16 protein-coding genes are annotated in these 19,732 nt (G+C 68.2%); 11 read left to right on the top strand and 5 right to left on the bottom strand.

The features are described from left to right. Window positions 1-273: 273 nt before the first annotated feature. From H556_RS0110345 to dnaQ, 5 genes are read left to right on the top strand one after another with little or no spacing between them, the layout of a single operon-like run. Complete coding sequence (locus tag H556_RS0110345) at window positions 274-1,143, top strand: pyruvate, water dikinase regulatory protein (protein ID WP_024354353.1); 870 nt, start codon at window positions 274-276, stop codon at window positions 1,141-1,143. Further along, a complete protein-coding gene (locus tag H556_RS0110340; RefSeq protein WP_024354352.1) occupies window positions 1,140-1,739 on the top strand; it encodes a Maf family protein in 600 nt (199 codons plus the stop codon). Before H556_RS0110345 ends, H556_RS0110340 begins: the two co-directional genes overlap by 4 nt. Continuing rightward, window positions 1,736-2,608: a shikimate dehydrogenase gene (gene aroE / locus H556_RS0110335; RefSeq protein ID WP_024354351.1), complete on the top strand. Its 873-nt coding sequence runs from the start codon at window positions 1,736-1,738 to the stop codon at window positions 2,606-2,608. The genes H556_RS0110340 and aroE overlap by 4 nt, the downstream gene beginning before the upstream one ends. Beyond that, window positions 2,605-3,246, top strand: a complete 642-nt coding sequence (coaE, locus tag H556_RS0110330; RefSeq protein ID WP_024354350.1) for a dephospho-CoA kinase — start codon at window positions 2,605-2,607, stop codon at window positions 3,244-3,246. Before aroE ends, coaE begins: the two co-directional genes overlap by 4 nt. A gap of 5 nt (window positions 3,247-3,251) precedes the next feature. Continuing rightward, entirely contained in the window at window positions 3,252-3,977 is a 726-nt protein-coding gene (dnaQ, locus tag H556_RS0110325) for a DNA polymerase III subunit epsilon (protein WP_024354349.1), read from the top strand. Here dnaQ and H556_RS0110320 read toward each other — a convergent pair. Together H556_RS0110320 and secB are read right to left on the bottom strand one after the other, a co-directional pair. Then, window positions 3,935-4,276: a putative quinol monooxygenase gene (locus H556_RS0110320; protein WP_024354348.1), complete on the bottom strand. Its 342-nt coding sequence runs from the start codon at window positions 4,274-4,276 to the stop codon at window positions 3,935-3,937. The genes dnaQ and H556_RS0110320 overlap by 43 nt on opposite strands. 153 nt (window positions 4,277-4,429) lie before the next feature. Next, window positions 4,430-4,957 carry a protein-export chaperone SecB gene (secB, locus tag H556_RS0110315; RefSeq protein ID WP_024354347.1) on the bottom strand — a complete coding sequence of 176 codons (528 nt, stop codon included), beginning with the start codon at window positions 4,955-4,957 and terminating at the stop codon, window positions 4,430-4,432. A gap of 254 nt (window positions 4,958-5,211) precedes the next feature. Here secB and timA point away from each other — a divergent pair, with 254 nt between their 5' ends. Then, window positions 5,212-5,829: a TIM44-related membrane protein TimA gene (gene timA, locus H556_RS0110310; RefSeq protein ID WP_024354346.1), complete on the top strand. Its 618-nt coding sequence runs from the start codon at window positions 5,212-5,214 to the stop codon at window positions 5,827-5,829. Beyond that, window positions 5,829-6,962 carry an MltA domain-containing protein gene (locus H556_RS0110305; protein WP_024354345.1) on the top strand — a complete coding sequence of 378 codons (1,134 nt, stop codon included), beginning with the start codon at window positions 5,829-5,831 and terminating at the stop codon, window positions 6,960-6,962. The genes timA and H556_RS0110305 overlap by 1 nt, the downstream gene beginning before the upstream one ends. Before the next feature lie 6 nt (window positions 6,963-6,968). Here H556_RS0110305 and H556_RS0110300 read toward each other — a convergent pair whose 3' ends face one another. Beyond that, window positions 6,969-8,483: a helicase HerA-like domain-containing protein gene (locus tag H556_RS0110300; protein ID WP_024354344.1), complete on the bottom strand. Its 1,515-nt coding sequence runs from the start codon at window positions 8,481-8,483 to the stop codon at window positions 6,969-6,971. A gap of 116 nt (window positions 8,484-8,599) precedes the next feature. Here H556_RS0110300 and H556_RS0110295 point away from each other — a divergent pair, with 116 nt between their 5' ends. From H556_RS0110295 to H556_RS0110280, 4 genes are all read left to right on the top strand, one after another. Then, window positions 8,600-9,757: an AI-2E family transporter gene (locus H556_RS0110295; RefSeq protein ID WP_024354343.1), complete on the top strand. Its 1,158-nt coding sequence runs from the start codon at window positions 8,600-8,602 to the stop codon at window positions 9,755-9,757. Between the two features lie 424 nt (window positions 9,758-10,181). Then, window positions 10,182-15,044: an NAD-glutamate dehydrogenase gene (locus H556_RS0110290; RefSeq protein ID WP_024354342.1), complete on the top strand. Its 4,863-nt coding sequence runs from the start codon at window positions 10,182-10,184 to the stop codon at window positions 15,042-15,044. A gap of 255 nt (window positions 15,045-15,299) precedes the next feature. After that, window positions 15,300-15,767: a universal stress protein gene (locus tag H556_RS0110285; RefSeq protein WP_024354341.1), complete on the top strand. Its 468-nt coding sequence runs from the start codon at window positions 15,300-15,302 to the stop codon at window positions 15,765-15,767. A 5-nt stretch (window positions 15,768-15,772) separates the two neighbouring features. Then, window positions 15,773-17,077, top strand: coding sequence for a PQQ-dependent sugar dehydrogenase (locus tag H556_RS0110280; RefSeq protein ID WP_024354340.1), 1,305 nt, complete (start codon window positions 15,773-15,775; stop codon window positions 17,075-17,077). Between the two features lie 22 nt (window positions 17,078-17,099). Here H556_RS0110280 and H556_RS0110275 read toward each other — a convergent pair whose 3' ends face one another. Further along, complete coding sequence (locus tag H556_RS0110275) at window positions 17,100-18,329, bottom strand: argininosuccinate synthase (protein WP_024354339.1); 1,230 nt, start codon at window positions 18,327-18,329, stop codon at window positions 17,100-17,102. 187 nt (window positions 18,330-18,516) lie between these two features. Then, the gene (metK, locus tag H556_RS0110270) at window positions 18,517-19,716 is read right to left on the bottom strand and encodes a methionine adenosyltransferase (RefSeq protein ID WP_024354338.1); all 1,200 of its coding nucleotides are present in this window, start codon (window positions 19,714-19,716) and stop codon (window positions 18,517-18,519) included. Between the last annotated feature and the right edge of the window lie 16 nt (window positions 19,717-19,732).

Raw genomic sequence — 19,732 nt, 5'->3', positions numbered from 1 at the left:
CGGGACTCGGGTTTGCCTCTGGGCGCCGTTGTGGGTGAATCCATGGGCGCCGAATTTGGACAGGCGCTCCTGCCCACAGCATGGGATGAAACCTCGGCGCCCAGGCGGACGACTCCGGCGCCGATCATGGCAACGGCGCCCGCGATCCCCGCTCGCGACCGACGACGGGGCTTGCTACAGGATTCGGCGCCCGGTCTTTCACGAACGGCGCCCCGGCTTTTCAACAGGGCGCGGGGATGATCCGACCGTCGCCCAGAAGGAGACGCCGTCCTCATGAGCCCTGCCCGTCCTCCCGGCGCTTCGCGTCTGGCCACCTATTTTCATGTTCATCTCGTCTCGGATTCGACGGGCGAGACGTTGAACGCGATGGCCAAGGCGGTGATCGCCCGGTTCGACGGCGTCATTCCCATCGAGCACATCTACGCCCTGGTGCGGTCCAACAAGCAGATGGAGCGGGTGCTGGAAGAAATTGCAGCGGCGCCCGGCGTGGTTCTGCATACGCTGGTCGATCGGGAACTGCGCGAGCAACTGGAGGAAGGCTGCCGTCAGCTGCAGATGCCGCAGATCGGGGCGCTGGACCCGCTGGTCGGCGCCCTGTCGCGCTATCTGGGGGCGGATGTTTCGGCGCGGGTGGGCGCCCAGCACGCCCTGGATACCGGCTATTTCAACCGGATGAGCGCGCTGGACTACGCCATCGCCCACGATGACGGACAAGGAACGCTGGAGCAGCTGGAACAGGCCGATGTCGTCCTGTGCGGCGTCAGCCGGACGTCCAAGACGCCGACCTGCATCTATCTGGCTCACCGGGGCATCCGGGCGGCCAATGTGCCGCTGGTTCCGGGTCAGGAAGACGGGGAGCGGCTGACGGCGCTGAAGAACCCGCTGGTGGTCGGCCTGACCGTCTCGCCGGACCGTCTGGTGCAGATCCGCCGCAATCGCCTGGACGGGCTGAACGCAGGCCACGCCTCGGCCTATGTCGACCATGACTCCGTTCGTGAAGAGACCATCAAGGCGCGTCGCGCCTTTGAACGGCGCGGGTGGCCGACCATCGACGTGACCCGGCGTTCGGTCGAGGAGACGGCCGCCGCCATCATCAACCTGTTGAGCGAGCGGCGCAGCCGCAGGCTGGGAGCGCCGATGTGACCGAGGCCCCTAACGAACGGTTGATCCTGGCCTCCAAGAGCGCCGCCCGACGCGCCATGCTGGAAAACGCTGGCGTGCCCTTCGTCGTCCAGGTCGCTGATGTGGACGAAGACGCGCTGAAGACGCCGGGCGTCGATCCGGCTGAGCTGGCGGTGGAACTGGCCCGGGCCAAGGCGCTGGCGGTGTCGCGTCATGATCCTGAGGCCTGGGTGCTGGGGGCGGACCAGACTTTGGCTTTTGACGGCGGGCTGGTGTCCAAGGCGCCGACCTTGGGTGCGGCGCGCGCGCGCCTGGCGGCCATGCGGGGCCGCTCGCATCAGCTGCATTCAGGCGCGGCTCTGGCGCACAAGGGCCAGGTTGTGTGGAGCGGGCTGGATACAGCCGAAATGAAGGTCCGCGCTTTCTCCGACGCCTTTCTGGACGCCTATCTGGCGGTGGAGGGCGAAGGCCTGCTGGCCTGCGTCGGCTCCTACCGGCTTGAGGGGATGGGGGCGCAACTTTTCAACGCCGTGCACGGCGACTATTTCACTGTTCTCGGATTGCCGTTATGGCCCGTCCTCACAGAGTTGAGGCGTGCGGGGGTTATTGCGTCATGAAGATAGAAACGGAACCGGCGGCTCGTCCGGCGCGCATCACGGGGCGGGTCCGTCTGGGCGGGGTCGTGGGCAATCCGATCGGTCATTCCCTGAGTCCGGTGCTGCATAACGCCTGGCTGGAAGCGGGAGCGGTCGACGGCTCCTATGTCGCCTTTCAGCCGAAGGACCCCAATGGTTTCCGCACCCTGGTCGCCGCCGGGCGGGCGGGCCTGATCCACGGACTCAACGTCACGGCGCCGTTCAAGGAGCAGGCCTTCGCTCTGGCTGACGACATCGCCCCGGCGGCCAAGGCGACCGGTTCAGCCAATATCCTGGTGTTTGATAACGGCCGGGTTCGGGCCGACAGCGCCGATGGGGCGGGCGTGCTCTACGCCCTGGCGGAACAGGCGCCGTCTCTTGAGCTGAAGGGCGCCCATGTCGTCATGCTGGGCGCGGGCGGCGCCGCCCGCGCGGTCGCGGGCGCCCTGGTCGAGGCCGGGGCGCGCCTGTCCATCCTGAACCGCACGCGCAGCCGCGCCGAGGCTCTGGCCGCCGACCTGGGCGCCGGGGTGGCGGTGGCTGAGGACGAGGGCGCCCTGGCCGACGCCGACCTGGTCATCAACGCCCTGAGCGCGCCGCCGAGCATAGACCTCGGTGTCCTGAAAGCCGACGCGGTCGTCATGGATATGACCTATAAGCCGGTGCTCACGCCCTTTTTGGCTGCGGCTCAGGCGCGAGGGCTGATCACCGTCGACGGCCTGGCCATGCTGATCGGTCAGGCGGGACCGTCGTTTGAGGCTATTTTCGGCGTCCCGCCCCCCCCGCTGGATCTGCGCGCCGTGGCTATGGCCCATTTGGCGAGCGCGACGGACATGGACGCCGCCGCATGATCGTTCTGGGGCTGACCGGCTCCATAGGCATGGGAAAATCCACGACGGCGAAGATGTTCGCTGAGGAAGGCGCGGTGGTCTGGGACGCCGACGCCGCCGTTCACCGGCTCTATGGAACGGGCGGAGCGGCCGTGGCGCCGCTGGAACAGAGCTTTCCCGGCGTGATCGTGGACGGCGCCGTAGATCGAGCTCGGCTGGCTGAGGTTCTGGGGCGCGACGAGACCGCGTTTCAGCGACTGGAGGCCATCGTCCATCCCCTGGTCGCGATGGATCGCGCACAGGCGCTGAAGGCGGCGGAGGCTCAGGGCTCGTCGTTGGCGGTCGTGGACATTCCCTTGCTGTTCGAGACGGGCGGCGACGCCGCTGTCGACGCCGTGGTGGTGGTCACCGCCGAACCCGAGGTGCAGGCCCGGCGCGTCCTGGCCCGCCCCGGCATGACGCGCGAGCGCTTCGACGCCATTCTGTCGCGCCAGACTCCGGACGCCGAAAAACGCGCGCGCGCCGACTTTCTCATCGACACGGGGCAAGGGCTGGAAGCGGCGCGCGATCAGGTGCGCCGGATCGTGGGGACAGTGCTGTCGCCGTCGTGGACGCCGCCGCGCGGCGCTCTTTCGTTCAGGAGCGAACCCCGGCATTAAGGGACATGGCCCGCGAAATCGTCCTTGATACTGAAACCACCGGCTTTGATCCCAAGACCGGCGACCGGCTGATCGAGGTGGGCTGTATCGAGATCGAGGATCTGCTGCCGACGGGCCGGACCTTTCACCGCTTCATCAACCCCGAACGGTTGATCCCGCCGGACGCCATCAAGGTGCACGGCATCACCGACGACAAGGTGAAGGACGCGCCCAAATTTCATGAGGTCGTCGATGACCTGATGGAGTTCCTGGGCGATGCGCCCCTGATCGCGCACAACGCCAACTTCGACCGCAACTTCATCGACTTCGAGATCGGCCGCATCGGCCGCAAGCCGCCGCCGCAGGACCGTTGGATCGACACCCTGGCCCTGGCCCAGAAGCGGTTTCCGGGCATGGCCAACTCGCTGGACGCCCTGTGCAAGCGCTACAAGATCAGCCTGGTCGAGCGCACCCTGCACGGCGCCCTGATCGACGCCCGCCTGCTGGCCGAGGTCTATCTGGAGCTCCGCGGCGGCAAGGAGCGGGCGCTGGACCTGACCTCGACGCGCGGCGGTCCTGCGGAGACTGCGGTGCGCGCCGCCTATGGCGCCCGGCCGCGCCCCCTGCCCTCCTTCGTCACGGCCGAGGAAGAGGCGGCCCACCTGGCCTTCCTCAAGGCGACGATCAAGGATTTCAGCCTGTGGGCGGCCTATGGCGTGACGGTCGAGGCCGAGGCTGAAGAAGCCGCTTGATCAGCGGATTCCGCTAGGACGGGCTTCATCAGAATATAGGTTCCGGGCCTGGTCTGGCGGGCGTCGATCTGGGGAACCAGGCGGCGGAAATGTTCGCTGGCGCAATGGGCGTCGAGCGCGGCCTGATCGGGCCATTCCTCGATGAAAATGAAGTGTCCCGGCTGGTTGTGATCCTCGAACAGATCATAGGCCAGGCACAGCGGCTCCCGCCGCGTCAGCCGCACCAATTCGGCGTAGAGAGGCCGCACCGTCTCGATATGTTCAGGCTTGATGAAGTCCTCGGCGATGACCTTGAGCATCAACCCATCCCTGAAAAGAAAGGGGCGCCCCTTAGGACGCCCCCTCCACATAAAATGTCGCTCAAGCAGCAGGACGCCGCGCGTCCTGCGATAGTGACCCATCTTGTCGCTCAAGCAGCGAGGCGCCGCGCGCCTCGCGTTAGCGACCTCTTATCAAGCCTGGCCGGTTTCGGCCGGGGCGCCGGCGATCTGTTGCTGGCGGGCGATGTAGATGGCGGCGAAGTCGATCGGGTCGACCATGAAGGGCGGGTAGAAGCCCCCGTCGGCCGTCGCCTGGGCGATGATCTGGCGCGCGAAGGGGAAGAGGTAGCGCGGGCATTCGATCAGCAGCAGGGGCTCGATGTCCTGGGGCTGGACGCTCTGCAGGGCGAACAGGCCGCCGTAGAGCAGTTCCACGTGAAACACCGGCGACTTGTCGTCGGCCGTGGCCTTGATCGACAGCTTCAGGTCGACCTCGAACAGGCCGTCGGGGCGGCCCTGGGCGTTCATCTCGACGCCCATGTCGATGGCGGGCTTGCCGTCGATGCGCAGACTGTCCGGCGCCTTGGGGTTCTCGAACGACAGGTCGCGGACGTACTGGGCCAGGATGCGGAAGCCGGGGCCTTGCGGCTGGCCGTCCTGCGGTTGGGCTTGGTCGGGCGTCTGGCCGTTGGCGTCGGCGGGCGGCGTGGCGTCGGTCATGGGTATGGAAACCGTCTTGCAGAAATGAGGCGTCCCGCTCGTTCGTCGAGCAGGCATGAGGGGCGGCGGTAGCATGGCGAGACCCTGTGTCGCAACGTCGAGACCGGCGTTCGCCCCCTGCTTCGCCTTGCGCCCGCCCGGATCGACCCCTAATCACATTGTACGCCCAGCCTTTTCGCTTGGGGGAGAGCCCGCCGGGCGTCTTCTGACGTGCGACAGGCGGCCTGACTAAAATCGAGGAACCCACCGTGCCGGTGACCTTTCAGATCGTGATTTTCGCCGTTATCGCGGCGGTTCTGTTGTTCCAGCTCTATAATGTGCTGGGCAAGAAGGTCGGCCGTCAGCCCGAGGACAATCCGAAACCGATTGCGGTTCCGGCGGCGCTGGGCGGCGCGGCCGAGGCGCCCAAGGGGCCTGTCGCCGATCCGGCTCTGACTGCGGCGATCGCGGGGCTGAAGGCGCGTGATCCGAACTTCGACCCCCACCGCTTTCTGGAGGGCGCGCGTCAGGCCTATGAGACCATTGTGGGCGCCTACGCCAAGGGCGACCGTGAGGCCCTGCGTCCCCTGTTGACCGACAAGGTCATGGGCTCGTTCGAGGCGGGCATCGCCGCCCGTGAGGCGCGCGGCGACGCCGAGAGCGCCGAACTGGTCCACGCCCCGCGCGCCGATCTGGAGCTGGCCACGGCCGAGGGCGACCGCGCCCTGGCCAAGGTGCGCTTCCTGGCCGAGGTGCGCGGCTCCCTGACCCCCTCTGGCGGCGAGACCGTGACCGAGGAGCGCCGCACCGCCGAAATCTGGACCTTTGAGCGGCGACTGGGAACGTCCGACCCCAACTGGGCCCTGGCCCGCGTCGAGCCGGCGACCGCCTGATGATCGCCCGGTCCGCGTCCCTCGATCAGACGGGCGCGGCCCGTCCTCTTACGGCTCCGCTTTCCTGGATGGGCGTCGCAGCCCTGACCCTGCTGGCGGCGGCCTGCGTCTCCACGCCCCGTCCGATTCCGACCCCCGGCCCGCCCCCCGGCCCTACGCCGCCCGTGGACAGGCCGACGCCCCCGCCGGTTGCGGGCGAGCTCAACCTGGCGGCCCTGCCCGGCTGGGCCGAGGAAGACCATCTGGCGGCCCTGCGCGCCTATGCCGCCGGTTGCGGTCCGTCCCGCATCGCGATCCAGACCTGTCGCGACGCCAACGCCCTTGCCTCGCGCGCCAATCCCAGCGACGCCCGCGCCTTCCTCGAAAGCCGCTTCGCCGCGACCGAGGTCCAGACCGACGATGGCGATCGGGGGCTGCTGACGGCCTATTTCGCGCCTGAATATCCGGCTCGCCGCACGCCCGACGCCGAGTTCGATGCGCCTGTGCTCAGCCGCCCGGCCAATCTGTCCAGCGTCGGCGATCGCGCCGCCATCGAGGCCGGATCCGCTCAGTCGTCGGTTCTGGCCTGGATGAAGGCGGAGGATCTGTTCTTCCTGCAGATTCAGGGCTCCGGAACCCTGACCTTCCCCGACGGCGCCCGCCTGCGCGCCGCCTACGCCGCCGACAACGGGGCGAAGTTCGTGGGCATCGCCCGCCCCATGGCCGACGAGGGCCTGCTGCCGCGCGACGGCACGTCGGGCGAGGCCATCCGCGCCTGGCTGGCCGCCCATCGCGGGGCTGAGGCGCGCCGCGTGATGGCGCTGAACCCGCGCTATATCTTCTTCACCACCAGGCCCGATGACGGTGATGAGGCGACGGGCGCCGCGGGCGTCCCCCTGCCTGCCCGACGCTCGGTCGCGGTGGACCCCTCGCGCTGGACCTACGGCGAGGCGGCCTGGATCGAGGCGGACGGCGGCAATCTGCGCGGCGCCCGCGCCAGCTATCGCGGCCTGGTCATGACGCTGGACACCGGCTCGGCCATTCGCGGCCCGGTGCGCGCGGACCTCTATATCGGGCGGGGCGACGCGGCGGGGCATGAGGCGGGCGCGGTGCGCCACCCCTTGCGGATGTGGCGCCTGATCCCGCGCGGCTGAGGACGTCTATCGCTTCTTCAGACTGCCCAGCACGCCGCGCAGCAGTTCGCGGGTGATGGTCGATCCGGCGGTGCGCAGCACGGACTTGGTGAGGGCTTCGACCGGGGTCTGCCGGTTGGATGGCGCGCGGGGGCGGGGCGCGGCCGGGGCGCGCGGAGCGGGCGCCGAACGCGCGGCCTTTTCGGCCGCCTTGGCCTCTGCCGCGGCGGCGGCAGTTTCGGCTTCGAGGCGGTCGGCCTGGGCGCGGCGCGCCTTCAGCACCTCTTCGGCGGACTCGCGGTTGACGGCGGTGTCATAGACCCCGCGCACGGGGCTGGCGGCCATGGTCGCGGCGCGCTCGGTTTCGGTCGCCGGGCCGAGGCGGGAGTCGGGCGGACGGATCTTGGTCTGGGCCACCACGGTGGGGGCGCCCTTCTCATCCAGAGTTGAAACGAGCGCTTCGCCCACGCCCAGCGCCTGAATGGCCTCAGCCGTGTCGAAGGCGGGATTGGCGCGGAAACTCTGGGCGGCGGCGCGCAGACCTTTCTGTTCGGCGGGGGTATAGGCGCGCAGGGCGTGCTGCACCCGGTTGCCCAGCTGGGCCAGGACGCTGTCGGGAATGTCGGCCGGGTTCTGGGTGACGAAATAGACGCCGACGCCCTTGGAGCGGATCAGGCGGACGACCTGCTCGACTTTCTCCAGCAGGCCTTTGGGCGCGTCGTTGAACAACAGGTGCGCCTCGTCGAAGAAGAAGACCAGGCGCGGCTTCTCCGGGTCGCCGATCTCGGGCAGCTGCTCGAACAGCTCGCTCAGCAGCCACAGCAGGAAGGCGGCGTACAGGCGCGGGCTGTTCATCAGCCGCGTGGCGTCCAGCACGTTCACCTGGCCACGGCCGTCCAGGGCGGTGCGCATCATGTCCTCAAGCCGCAGAGCCGGTTCGCCGAAGAAGGCCTTGCCCCCCTGCTGCTCAAGCTGAAGCAGGGCCCGCTGGATGGCGGCGATGGAGGTTGGCGAGACGTTGCCGACCTCTCGGCCGATGGTCTGGGCGTTCTCGCCGACATAGGCCAGCAGGGCGCGCAGGTCCTCCAGGTCCAGCAGCAGCAGACCTTCCTTGTCGGCGACGTGGAAGGCGACAGTCAGCACCCCCTCCTGCACGTCGTTCAGCTCCAGCATCCGGGCCAGCAGGGTCGGGCCGACGTCGGAAATGGTGGCGCGGATCGGATGGCCCTTCTGGCCGTACAGGTCCCAGAAGACGACGGGCGCCGCCTTGCCGTTCAGCGTCAGCCCCATCTTGCCCGCGCGCTCGGCGAACTTCTCAAGCCCGCCGTCCTGGCTGATGCCGGACAGGTCGCCCTTCACATCGGCGCAGAAGACCGGCACGCCCGCCTCGGAAAAGCCCTGGGCCATGATCTGCAGGGTTACGGTCTTGCCGGTGCCGGTGGCGCCCGCCACGACGCCGTGGCGATTGGCCCGGTTCAGCAGCAGCCGTTCAGGCGCGCCTTCAAAGGACTGGCCGAGAAACAGGGCGGGGGCGTCGGTCATGAAGCGGGTCTCCTGCGTGACAAGCCATGCTTAATCGACCGCGCCGCGGCTGCAAGGCGGAACCTCGGCGGTTTACAGCGATTGACGCGGGTTCAAGCCACGACGACAGTCCCGCCATGAAGCTTCCGATCACCGTCAATCATTCTTCGCCAGCCTCCAATGCGGTGGTGTTGATCGCTGTCGTGGCGGCAGGAGCGGCCCTTTATTGGCTCAGGGACATCCTGACCCCCCTGGCCATGGCCATGTTCCTGATGATCATGATCGACGGGGTGAAGCGGGCCATCGAGCGCCGCACGCCCATCCCGCCGCGTTTCGCCGGCGCTGCGGCCCTGATCGTCGTGGTGCTGGGCTTCCTGTTGTCGATCTGGATCATCGTCGACGGGGCGGCGGGCTTCTTCACCGACGCTTCGGGCGTGGCGGGCAGCATCGGCCCGCGCATCGACCAGATCAGCCGCGACGTATCGGGTCTGGTCGGGGTCAGCGATCCGCCGACCTTTCACGACATGATCGCCGGCATCGACGTGCGCGGCTGGCTGACCAGCGCCGCCTTCCAGGTGCAGGGAGCGGCGACCGGCGCCTTCTTCGTCATGATCTACCTGGGCTTCCTGCTGGCCTCTCAGGCGGGCTTCCGCAAGAAGATGGTCGGCATGTTCCCCGAGCGCGGCCCGCGTCAGGAGGCGCTGGAGGTGTTTGAGCGCGTGCGCGGCGGGGTCGAGGGCTATCTGTGGGTCCAGGCTGTGACCGGGGCGATGATCTGCGCAGTCGCCTGGGTGCTGATGCGGGCTGTGGGGCTCCAGAACGCCGAGTTCTGGACCTTCGTCATCTTCATTGTCGGCTTTATCCCGGTGCTCGGCGGGGCGGTCGCAGGCTGCGCCCCGCCCCTGTTCGCCCTGGTGCAGTTCGAGAGCTACTGGCCGGCGGCGGTCCTGTTCGTCGGGCTTCAGGTGCTGCTGTTCCTGGTCGGCAATCTGGTGCAGCCGCGGATGCAGGGCGACAATCAGAATATCGACCCCATCGTCGTGCTGCTGGCCCTGGCCTTTTGGGGCAAGCTGTGGGGCGTGGCGGGGATGTTCCTGTCGACGCCTCTGGCCGTGATGGCCATGGCGATCCTGGCCGAGTTCAAGGGCTCGCGGTGGATCGCCGTCCTGCTGTCGGGCGATGGCGAGCCCTATGCCCGCAAGCCGGACAAGGCGCCGAAACCAAAGGGCGGTTCTTCCTGGCTCGGACGGATTTTGGGCCGCGACGTCCCGCCGCAGGATGGAAGCCTGAAATAATCCTTCAATTGTCCTTGAAAGGCCGCAATCGACGCCTATCTCATCCTCACACGACGCGGCCCTCCCCTCCCCCTCCCGGGCCGCGGCGTCTGAGGCCGGCGCTTCCCCTCCCCCTCCTGAGCGCCGGACCGAGCAGGCCGTCGGACATCGTTCGACGGCCTTGTTCGTTTTTGGGGCCAGTCTGACAGTCTGTCGCCGGGCCGGTTTCTGTCAGAAGACGGCGGAAATGGGGCTTTTGCTGCTGCGATGCGCGGGGCTGACGCGGAAAACCGTCCACAACTGGGCCTCTAGCGCCACATGGTGCGCTGCACACTGAAAATCCATGCATTTCGGGGCTCAAGCGGCCTAGCCGTTCTCGCCGGGCGCGCTAAGGTGCCGCAGTTTTCCCCAGCGGTTTTCCACCGCGCCGTTTGAGACTGTCGTCATGTCCGCTGCTTCGCGCATCGTTCCCGCCGTTCCCGCTGACCTGGGAGCGCTGGAAGCGGCCTATGCGCGGATTGCAGCGCCGCCGGGAGCGCCCGAAAAGGCGCTGCTGGCCCAGGCCTTCGACGACTACGCCGCCGATGAGACGCCCGAACTGGGCGGCGACGATCTGGCGATCCTGCTGGCCGGCGCCTGGCGCGGCGCCCAGGCCCGCAAGGCGGGCGAGCCTGCCCGCATCACCGTCGGTCCTCTGGTCGACGAACACGGCGTCAACACGGGCTATGATCAGGTCCTGATCCTGCAGGACGACGGTCCCTTCCTGGTCGACAGCGTGCTGGGCGAACTGGCTGAGGCGGGCGTCACCGTGCGCGCCCTGTTCCACCCGATCGTCGAGGTCGAGGCCGGACGCCGCGACTCCCTGATCATCGCCGTCATCGACCCCCTGCCGCAGGAGCGCCGCGACGCCCTGGGCGAAGGGCTGGCGGCCGCCCTGGCCGATGTCCGCGTCGCCGTGCGCGACCACGCCTCCATGCTGGAGGCGATGGGCGCCGAGATCGCTCGCCTGGAAGCCCATCCGCCGGTCGGCGTGGCGAGCGAGGTCCTGGCCGAAAACCTGGCCTTCCTGCGCTGGGTCAAGGACGATCATTTCGTCTTCCTGGGCGCGCGTCAGTACGACTATCCGCGCCGCGCCGACGGCGCCTATGAGGCCGAGGCGCCCCTGAGCCAGTCGACCGACGGTCTGGGCGTCCTCAGCGACCCCGAACGCCGTGTCCTGCGCCGCGCCAATGAGCCGGCCGTGCTGACCCCCGCCATGCAGGCCCAGTTGAACGAGAGCGAGCCGGTCACGGTGGCCAAGGGCAATATGCGCTCTCGCGTGCACCGCCGCGCCTATATGGACTACATCGGCGTCAAGCGTTTCGACGATCAGGGCCGGGCCGTGGGCGAGACCCGTTTCGTCGGCCTGTTCACCCATGAAGCCTATGACGTCATGGCGCATGAGGTGCCGCTGCTGCGCCGCAAGGTCGAGAACGCCCTGGCGCGCGCCGACAAGGCGCCGGGCAGCCACAACCACAAGCGCCTGCGCACCATCCTGGAAAACTATCCGCGCGACGAGCTGTTCCAGATCGGCGAGGACGAGCTGCTGGATACGGCGCTGGGCATCCTGCATCTGTATGACCGCCCGCGCATCCGCCTGTTCACGCGCCGTGATCCGTTCGACCGGTTCGTCTCGGTGCTGTGCTTCGTGCCGCGCGAACGCTACGACGCCGGTCTGCGCCAGCGTATCGGCGCCATCCTGGCCCAGGCCTGGGGCGGCCGGGTGTCGGCCGCCTATCCGCAGATGTCGGACCAGCCGCTGACCCGCGTCCACTACATCATCGGCGTGACGCCGGGCGAGCATCCGGTGCCGGACCTCAAGGCGCTGGAGGCCGAGGTGGCCGAGGCCGGCCGCAGTTGGATCGACCGCTTCGAGCGCGCCCTGCGCCAGGCCGGGGTGGACGAAGCCGCCGTCGGCCCGACCAGCGCCCGCTGGGCCGAGGGCTTCGGCGTCGCCTTCCGCGACCGCTATGACGCGGCCGAGGCCGTGGCCGATCTGGAGCAGTTCGACCGTCTGAACGACGGCTCGGCGGCCGATGGCGTCCATGCCGAGCCGGTGGCGGTGCGCGCCTTCCGCACGGCGGACGAGACCAAGCTGCAGTTCCGCTTCAAACTGTATCGTCGCGGCTCGGCCGTGCCGCTGTCGGACGTCCTGCCGATCCTGGCCGACATGGGCCTGAAGACGCTGGAGGAATCCGACCACGTGGTGCGCGCGATCGGCCAGGAGCCGATCTATATCCACGACTTCCTGCTGGAAGACCCGCACGGCGCCGACCTGGTCTTCGCCGACCTCAAGACCCCGTTCGAAGAGGCCTTCAAGGCCGTCTGGAACGGCCGCACCGAGAGCGACGGCTTCAACCGTCTGGTGCTGGAGCTGGGCGTCGACTGGCGCGAAGCGGCCCTGATCCGCACCCTGGCCCGCTATCGTCAGCAGACCGGTCTGGACCCGTCGCAGGCGGTGCAGGAAGCGGCCCTGCGCGAATATCCCGACGTGGCGCGCGCCATCCTGTCGCTGTTCAAGGCCAAGTTCGATCCGGCCCACGGCGGCTCGGTCGCCGAGCGTGAAGCGGCCGTGGCCGAACTGGACGCCAAGATCGAGACCCTGCTTCAGGACGTGAAGAGCCTGGATCACGACCGCGCCCTGCGCCGGATCGCCGGGCTGATCGACGGGATCAAGCGCACCAACTTCTATCAGGTCGACGCCGAGGGTCACCCGAAGGCGCACATCTCGATCAAGATCGCCGGTCAGGAACTGGCCGACCTGCCCCTGCCCAAGCCGTTCCGCGAAATCTTCGTCTGGGCGCCGCACATCGAAGGTTCTCACCTGCGTTTCGGTCCGGTGGCGCGCGGCGGTCTGCGCTGGTCGGATCGTCGCGACGATTTCCGCACCGAGGTCCTGGGTCTGGTGAAGGCCCAGCAGGTCAAGAATTCGGTCATCGTGCCGGTCGGCTCCAAGGGCGGCTTCTATCCCAAGCAGCTGCCGGTCGGCGGCACGCGCGAGGAAATGCAGGCCGAGGCCATTCGCGCCTATAAGACCTTCCTGTCGGGCATGCTGGACATCACCGACAACATCGTCGGCGACGCCGCCCCGGTGCGCCCGGCTGACGTCGTGGCCTGGGAAGGCGACGACCCCTATCTGGTCGTGGCCGCCGACAAGGGCACGGCGACCTTCTCGGACATCGCCAACAGCGTGAGCCAGTCCTATGGCTTCTGGCTGGACGACGCCTTCGCCTCGGGCGGCTCGGCCGGTTACGACCACAAGGAAATGGGCATCACGGCGCGCGGCGCCTGGGAGGCGGTCAAGCGCCACTTCCGCGAAGTCGGCAAGGACATTCAGACCGAGCCCTTCATCGTGGTCGGCGTCGGCGACATGTCCGGCGACGTCTTCGGCAACGGCATGCTGCTGTCCAAGGCGACCAAGGTCGTGGCCGCCTTCGATCACCGCGACATCTTCATCGACCCGAACCCGGATCCGGCCAGGTCGTGGGAAGAGCGCATGCGTCTGTTCGAGACCCCGCGCACCAGCTGGCAGGACTATGACAAGAGCCTGATCTCGGAAGGCGGCGGCGTCTTCTCGCGCTCGGCCAAGTCGATCACCCTGACCCCGCAGATCAAGGACCTGCTGGACATCGAGGCCGACACGGTGGACCCGGTCACCCTGATGCAGGCCATCCTCAAGGCCCGCGCCGAGCTGCTCTACTTCGGCGGCATCGGCACCTACATCAAGGGTTCGGGCGAGACCAACCTGCAGGTCGGCGACAAGGCCAATGACGCCATCCGGATCAACGGCGGCGACATCCGCGCCCAGATCATCGGCGAAGGGGCCAACCTGGGCATGACCCAGCTGGGCCGCATCGAGGCCGCGCGCGCGGGCGTGCGTCTGAACACCGACGCCATCGACAACTCGGCCGGCGTGGACTCCTCCGACCAGGAGGTGAACATCAAGATCCTGCTGGGCGGCGCCATCGCCTCGGGCCACTTGAAGGCCGAAGACCGCAACGCCCTGCTGAAGTCGATGACCGACGAGGTGGCGGACAACGTCCTGCGCCACAACTACGACCAGACCCTGGCCCTGACCCTGCAACAGGCCGAAGGCGCCGCAGCGCTGGACGCCCAGCAGGCGTTCATGCAGCACCTGGTCTCGATCGGTAAGCTGAACCGGGCGGTGGAATACCTGCCCGACGACGCCCGCATGGCCGAGATGAAGCTGCAGGCCCAGGCCCTGTCGCGGCCGGAGCTGGCGGTCCTGACCGCCTATTCCAAGCTGGAGCTGTTCGACGAGATCGTCGCCTCGGCGGCGCCGGACGACGCCTTCTTCGAGCGCATGCTGGTCGACTACTTCCCGACCCCGCTGGCCCAGTTCGAAGAGGACATGAAGGGCCACCGCCTGCGTCGCGACATCATCGCCACCGTGCTGTCGAACGAGATCGTCAACATGGCCGGGCCGACCTTCCCCGACCGCCTGCGCGCGGCGGCGGAATGCGACACCGCCGCCATGGTCACGGCCTTCGAGACCGCGCGTCACGTCTTCCGCCTCGATGAGGCCTGGAAGGCGGTCGAGGCCCTGGACCTGAAGATCCCGGCGGAGGCCCAGACGGCTCTGTATCAGGAGATCGCCCTGGTCCTGCGTCGCCAGACCTTCTGGCTGGCGCGCCGCGCGGCCCGCACCGAGACGACGGTGGGCGGCATGATCGCCGCCTATCAGCCCGCCGCCGACGCCCTGCGCGCCGCCGGTCCGGACGTGCTGTCGCGTTACGAGCACGCCCGCTACGAAAGCCGGGTCCAGACCTTCATCGGTCTGGGCGCGCCCGAAGAGCTGGCCCGCGACATCGCCATGCTGCGTCCGATGGTGGCTACGGCCGACATCGGCGACCTGGCCGGCGAACTGGGTTGGGACGCTCCGGCGATGGCCCGCGTCTACCACCAGGTCGGCGCCGCCTTCGACTTCGACCGCCTGCGCGTGGCGGCCGGGTCCGTGCCGTCGGGCGATCACTTCGATCGCCTGGCCGTGCGTCGCCTGATCCAGGACCTGATGACCGAGCAGCAGCAGCTGGCCCGCGCCGTGGCCACCGCCTCGGCCCAGGCAGCCGGCGCCGGCGAGGACAGCGCGGAACAGGCGGTCGACGCCTGGATCGGCGCTCGCATGGATCAGGTGGAGGCCCTGCGCGGCTCGGTCGACGAGATCGAGACCTCGGGCTCCGGCTGGACCTTCGCCAAGCTGACCATCGCCAACGGGGCCATCCGCGAAGTGCTGGCTTCGGCTTCTTAAGCAAGGTGACGCCGGGCGAGAGCCCGGCGTCACGCGCTACGCTCGCGACGCGGTCGCTCGCTGCTTGAGCGCTTTTTGAGGCGCTATCGCTCGCCGCGCGGCGGCTTGCTGCTTGAGCGCTTCTTGGAGTGCTATTGGCGGCTTCGGTAAAATCAGGGCCCGTCCGTTTCGTCGTCTGGCGAGGCGGGCGGGCCTTGGCGTTTGGGGCTGGGTCGGTTTAGGTGGCCCCTTGCTGTTCAGTGAACCGGAGGGCCCATGCCCAGGAAGTTCCTCGTCGTCGTCGATGACAGTCCCGAGCTGGGCGCCGCCCTGGCCTACGCCTCGCGGCGGGCGCGCTCGACCGGGGGCCATGTGGTGCTGCTGCGCGCCCTGCCCGGCGGATCGGACGAACACTGGTCCGGCGTCCGTGATGAAATCCGCCGTCAGCAGCGCGAAGAGGCGGAAAGCCTGCTGACCCGGCTCGGCGAGAAGGTGGCCGAAACCTCGGGCGCCCCGCCCGTCTATCTGATTGAGGAGGGCGATCCCCAGGCCGCCATCCGCAAGGCTGTCGGCGACGACCCCGACATCAAGATCCTGATCCTGGCCGCCGGGGCCAATGGTCGTGGGCCGGGTCCGCTGATTTCGGCTGTGCTGAAGCAGGGCGCTGCCTTCACTGGCCGCAAACTGCCCGTCACCATCGTGCCCGGCGAACTGACCGACGAAGAGATTCAGGATCTGGCCTGACCGTCATGAAAATCCGTCTGATCGCCGCCGCTGTCCTGTTGTCGCTGGCGACGTTCGCGCCTGACGTTAGGGCGCAGACGGCGGCGCGGACCTATGCCGTCGAGGGCGACTGCGACGGGCGGCCGGCGACCGGGGTGCGGATGGCGACGGGCTATTGTCTGGGGCTGGTGTGGCAAGGATCAGCGCGCGCTGCAGGGCCGCAGATGCCGCGCGGCCTGATGCCTCTGGACGGCGGCGACTGGCTGGTCACCGATCTGGGCGCGTGGGAGGCGGGCAAGGGTGCAGTGTGGCGGGTGTCGTTTGCGGCGGACGCCGCGCCGCGCTGGCGACGGCTGGCGGGCGGGCTGTCCATGCCGCACACGGTCAAGCGCGGGCCGGACGGGCGCATCTATGTGTCCGAGATGAACCGCATCCTGACGCTGGACCCCGACGCCGTCGACGCGCAGGCCAGCGTCCGCACCGTCATCGGCGACCTGCCGGACAATCGGCTGCACGACAATCGCCATCCGCTGTCGAGCTTCGTCTTCGACGGGAACGGCGACCTGCTGGTCAATGTCGGGGCGCCCAGCGACCGCTGCCTCGACGCGGCGGGCAAGCCTAAGGTTGATGCGCGCGGGGCCTGCATAGAGGATGCAGCGACGGCGCAGGTGCGGCGCCACGCCTATCGGGGGAACGGCCGCTGGGCCGAGGACAGCACCGTCTTCGCCAGCGGACTGAGGAACTCCATCGCCCTTGTGCGTCATGCGTCGGGGACGGTGCTTCAGGCCGAGAATTCGGTCGATCTGGAGACGCCGGACCATCCCTATGACGAGATCAACGTCCTGACGCAGGGGCGCCATTACGGCTGGCCCTATTGCGTCGATCTGGTCACGCCCCTGCCGGGCTGGCCTGCGCGTCAGGCGCGCTGCAATGAGCGCGAGAAGCCGATCGCCCTGCTACCCCCGCACGCGGCCCCGCTGGACCTGATCTACTATGAGGGGGCGATGTTCCCTGAGCTTCAGGGGCGGCTGCTGATGACCTGGCACGGTTTTCGCCGGACAGCGGGCCGTATCGTGGCGGTCGAGACGGATGAGGCGGGGCGGCCCCTGATCGATATCGGCGGGCGTTACGCCATCTATCCGCGCGGCGCCCTGCCCTACCCCGCCGGCGCGCCCAGCGTGAACGGCAAGGTGCTGACGCCGGGCTGGGACAGGATCGCCGGCCGCCACCCGCGCGGCTCTCCCGTGACGATGGCGACGGCGCCGGACGGCTCCATCTGGGTCGCGGATGACAGAAGCCGGGCGATCCTGAGAATCGCCCGGCCCCGGTAGGCTTGGGTTTTAAGAGAGCGGCTCAGCCCTTCTGGCCGTCCCGCTTGGCCAGGACGCGCAGGCGCAGGGCGTTCAGCTTGATGAACCCTTCCGCGTCCTTGTGGTCATAGGCCTGAACGCCTTCCTCGAAGGTCACCAGATCCTGATCGTACAGGCTGTTGGGGCTTTCGCGGCCGATGATGGTGATGTTGCCCTTGTAGAGCTTCACGCGGACCGTGCCCGAGACCTTCTGCTGGCTGTAGTCGATGGCGGCCTGCAGCATCTCGCGCTCGGGGCTGAACCAGAAGCCGTTGTAGATGAGCGAGGCGTATTTCGGCATCAGCTCGTCCTTCAGGTGCATGGCGCCGCGATCCAGCGTGATCGACTCCATGCCGCGGTGGGCGGCCAGCAGGATGGTCCCGCCCGGGGTCTCATAGACGCCGCGCGACTTCATGCCGATGAAGCGGTTCTCGACCATGTCCAGACGGCCGACGCCGTTGTCGTGGCCCAGCTGGTTCAGCTTGGTCAGCAGGGCGGCGGGCGACAGAGCCTCGCCGTCGATGGCGACCGGATCGCCCTTTTCATAGGCGACGGTGATGATGGTCGGGGCATCCGGCGCGTCTTCCGGCGCGATGGTGCGCTGGTGCACGAACTCGGGCGCTTCGACAGCCGGGTCTTCCAGCACCTTGCCCTCGGACGAGGAGTGCAGAAGGTTGGCGTCCACCGAGAAGGGGGCCTCGCCGCGCTTGTCCTTGGAGATCGGGATCTGGTGCTTCTCGGCGAAGTCCAGCAGGGCCTCGCGGGACTTGAAGTCCCATTCGCGCCACGGGGCGACGACGCGGATGTCGGGCTCCAGCGCATAATAGCCCAGCTCGAAGCGGACCTGATCGTTGCCCTTGCCGGTGGCCCCGTGACAGACGGCGTCGGCGCCGACCATGCGGGCGATCTCGATCTGGCGCTTTGAGATCAGCGGACGGGCGATCGAGGTGCCCAGCAGATACTGGCCTTCATAGACGGTGTTGGCGCGGAACATCGGGAAGACGAAGTCGCGCACGAACTCTTCGCGCAGGTCGTCGATGAAGATGTTCTCGGGCTTGATGCCCAGCTTCAGCGCCTTTTCCTTGGCGGGGGCGAGCTCCTCGCCCTGCCCCAGATCGGCGGTAAAGGTCACCACCTCGGCGTTATATTCCGTCTGCAGCCACTTCAGGATGATCGACGTGTCCAGCCCGCCCGAATAGGCGAGGACGACTTTCTTGGGGGCGGGCTTGCTCATCGGTCGGGAATTCCTTTCAACAGGATGCGTATCGGCGCATTCGGCGCGCTTAAAGGACCAGACGCGCCGCGATGCAAGGGCATGATTGCGGCGTCGCGCCTCGAACCGCCGCTCTAAGCAGAAAGGGCGCCGCGAGCCAGCCCGCAACGCCCTTATTTCAGGCAGTTTTTTCAGCCGTTTAGCAAGTTCAGGCGGCCAGGGCTTTGAGCGCGTCCACTAGGTCGGTCTTTTCCCACGAGAAGCCGCCGTCGGCGTCCGGAGTCCGGCCGAAGTGGCCATAGGCGGCGCTGCGGCGATAGATGGGCTTGTTCAGGCCCAGATGCTCGCGGATGGCGCGCGGCGAGGCGCCGCCGATCAGCTTGGGCAGTTCGCGCTCCAGCACCGCCTCGTCGATCCTGCCCGTGCCGTGCAGGTCGACGTGGACCGACAGGGGCTTGGACACGCCGATGGCGTAGCTGATCTGGATGGTGCAGCGGTCGGCCAGACCCGCCGCGACGACGTTCTTGGCCAGGTAGCGGCAGGCATAGGCGGCCGAGCGGTCCACCTTGGTCGGGTCCTTGCCCGAGAAGGCGCCGCCGCCGTGGGGGGCCGCCCCGCCGTAGGTGTCGACGATGATCTTGCGCCCGGTCAGGCCCGCGTCGCCGTCCGGCCCGCCGATGACGAAGGTGCCGGTCGGGTTGATGTGCCATTCGGTCTCGGTGGTGATGAAGCCCTGCGGCAGCACCTGTTCGACATAGGGCTTCACGATGGCTGCGACCTGATCCTGGCTCAGGTTCGCCTTGTGCTGGGTCGAGACGACGATGGAGGCCGCGCGCACCGGACGGCCGTTTTCGTAGTGCAGGGTCACCTGGCTCTTGGCGTCGGGCTCCAGGCCCGGCTCCTTGCCCGAGTGGCGGGCCTCGGCGAGGGCCTTCAGGATGTTGTGGCTGTAGGCCAGGGTGGCCGGCATCAGCTCAGGCGTCTCGTTCGAGGCGTAGCCGAACATGATGCCCTGGTCGCCCGCGCCCTCGTCCTTGTCCTCGCCGGCGTCGACGCCCTGGGCGATGTGGGCCGATTGCGGGTGCAGGTGGTTCTGGAATTCCAGCGTCTCCCAGTGGAAGCCGTCCTGCTCATAGCCGATGTCGCGCACGACGCCGCGCACCGTATCTTCGATTTCCTGTTCGACGCCGGGGGCCCAATTGCCCTCCGTGTCCATGATGCCTTCGCCGCGGATCTCGCCGGCCAGCACCACCAGATTGGTCGTCGTCAGGGTTTCACAGGCCACCCGCGCCTCGGGGTCCTTGGACAGAAACAGGTCGACGATGGCGTCCGAAATCTGATCGGCGACCTTGTCAGGGTGGCCTTCCGAAACGCTCTCGGAGGTGAAGAGGAACGACGAACGGGCCAAGGCAGGCTCCTGGGGT

This window comes from Brevundimonas naejangsanensis DSM 23858, assembly GCF_000421705.1.
GTDB lineage: Bacteria > Pseudomonadota > Alphaproteobacteria > Caulobacterales > Caulobacteraceae > Brevundimonas > Brevundimonas naejangsanensis.
Note: the sequence above shows the minus strand (reverse complement) of the source record. Positions and strands in the feature narration are given on the sequence as shown.

What these genes read in the sequence shown, in the direction of transcription:
- H556_RS0110345 (WP_024354353.1), top strand. Translation starts at nt 274, where the DNA reads ATGAGCCCTGCCCGTCCTCCCGGCGCTTCGCGTCTGGCCACCTATTTT.
- aroE (WP_024354351.1), top strand. Translation starts at nt 1,736, where the DNA reads ATGAAGATAGAAACGGAACCGGCGGCTCGTCCGGCGCGCATCACGGGG.
- coaE (WP_024354350.1), top strand. Translation starts at nt 2,605, where the DNA reads ATGATCGTTCTGGGGCTGACCGGCTCCATAGGCATGGGAAAATCCACG.
- dnaQ (WP_024354349.1), top strand. Translation starts at nt 3,252, where the DNA reads ATGGCCCGCGAAATCGTCCTTGATACTGAAACCACCGGCTTTGATCCC.
- H556_RS0110320 (WP_024354348.1), bottom strand. Translation starts at nt 4,276, where the DNA reads ATGCTCAAGGTCATCGCCGAGGACTTCATCAAGCCTGAACATATCGAG.
- secB (WP_024354347.1), bottom strand. Translation starts at nt 4,957, where the DNA reads ATGACCGACGCCACGCCGCCCGCCGACGCCAACGGCCAGACGCCCGAC.
- H556_RS0110305 (WP_024354345.1), top strand. Translation starts at nt 5,829, where the DNA reads ATGATCGCCCGGTCCGCGTCCCTCGATCAGACGGGCGCGGCCCGTCCT.
- H556_RS0110300 (WP_024354344.1), bottom strand. Translation starts at nt 8,483, where the DNA reads ATGACCGACGCCCCCGCCCTGTTTCTCGGCCAGTCCTTTGAAGGCGCG.
- H556_RS0110295 (WP_024354343.1), top strand. Translation starts at nt 8,600, where the DNA reads ATGAAGCTTCCGATCACCGTCAATCATTCTTCGCCAGCCTCCAATGCG.
- H556_RS0110290 (WP_024354342.1), top strand. Translation starts at nt 10,182, where the DNA reads ATGTCCGCTGCTTCGCGCATCGTTCCCGCCGTTCCCGCTGACCTGGGA.
- H556_RS0110285 (WP_024354341.1), top strand. Translation starts at nt 15,300, where the DNA reads ATGCCCAGGAAGTTCCTCGTCGTCGTCGATGACAGTCCCGAGCTGGGC.
- H556_RS0110280 (WP_024354340.1), top strand. Translation starts at nt 15,773, where the DNA reads ATGAAAATCCGTCTGATCGCCGCCGCTGTCCTGTTGTCGCTGGCGACG.
- H556_RS0110275 (WP_024354339.1), bottom strand. Translation starts at nt 18,329, where the DNA reads ATGAGCAAGCCCGCCCCCAAGAAAGTCGTCCTCGCCTATTCGGGCGGG.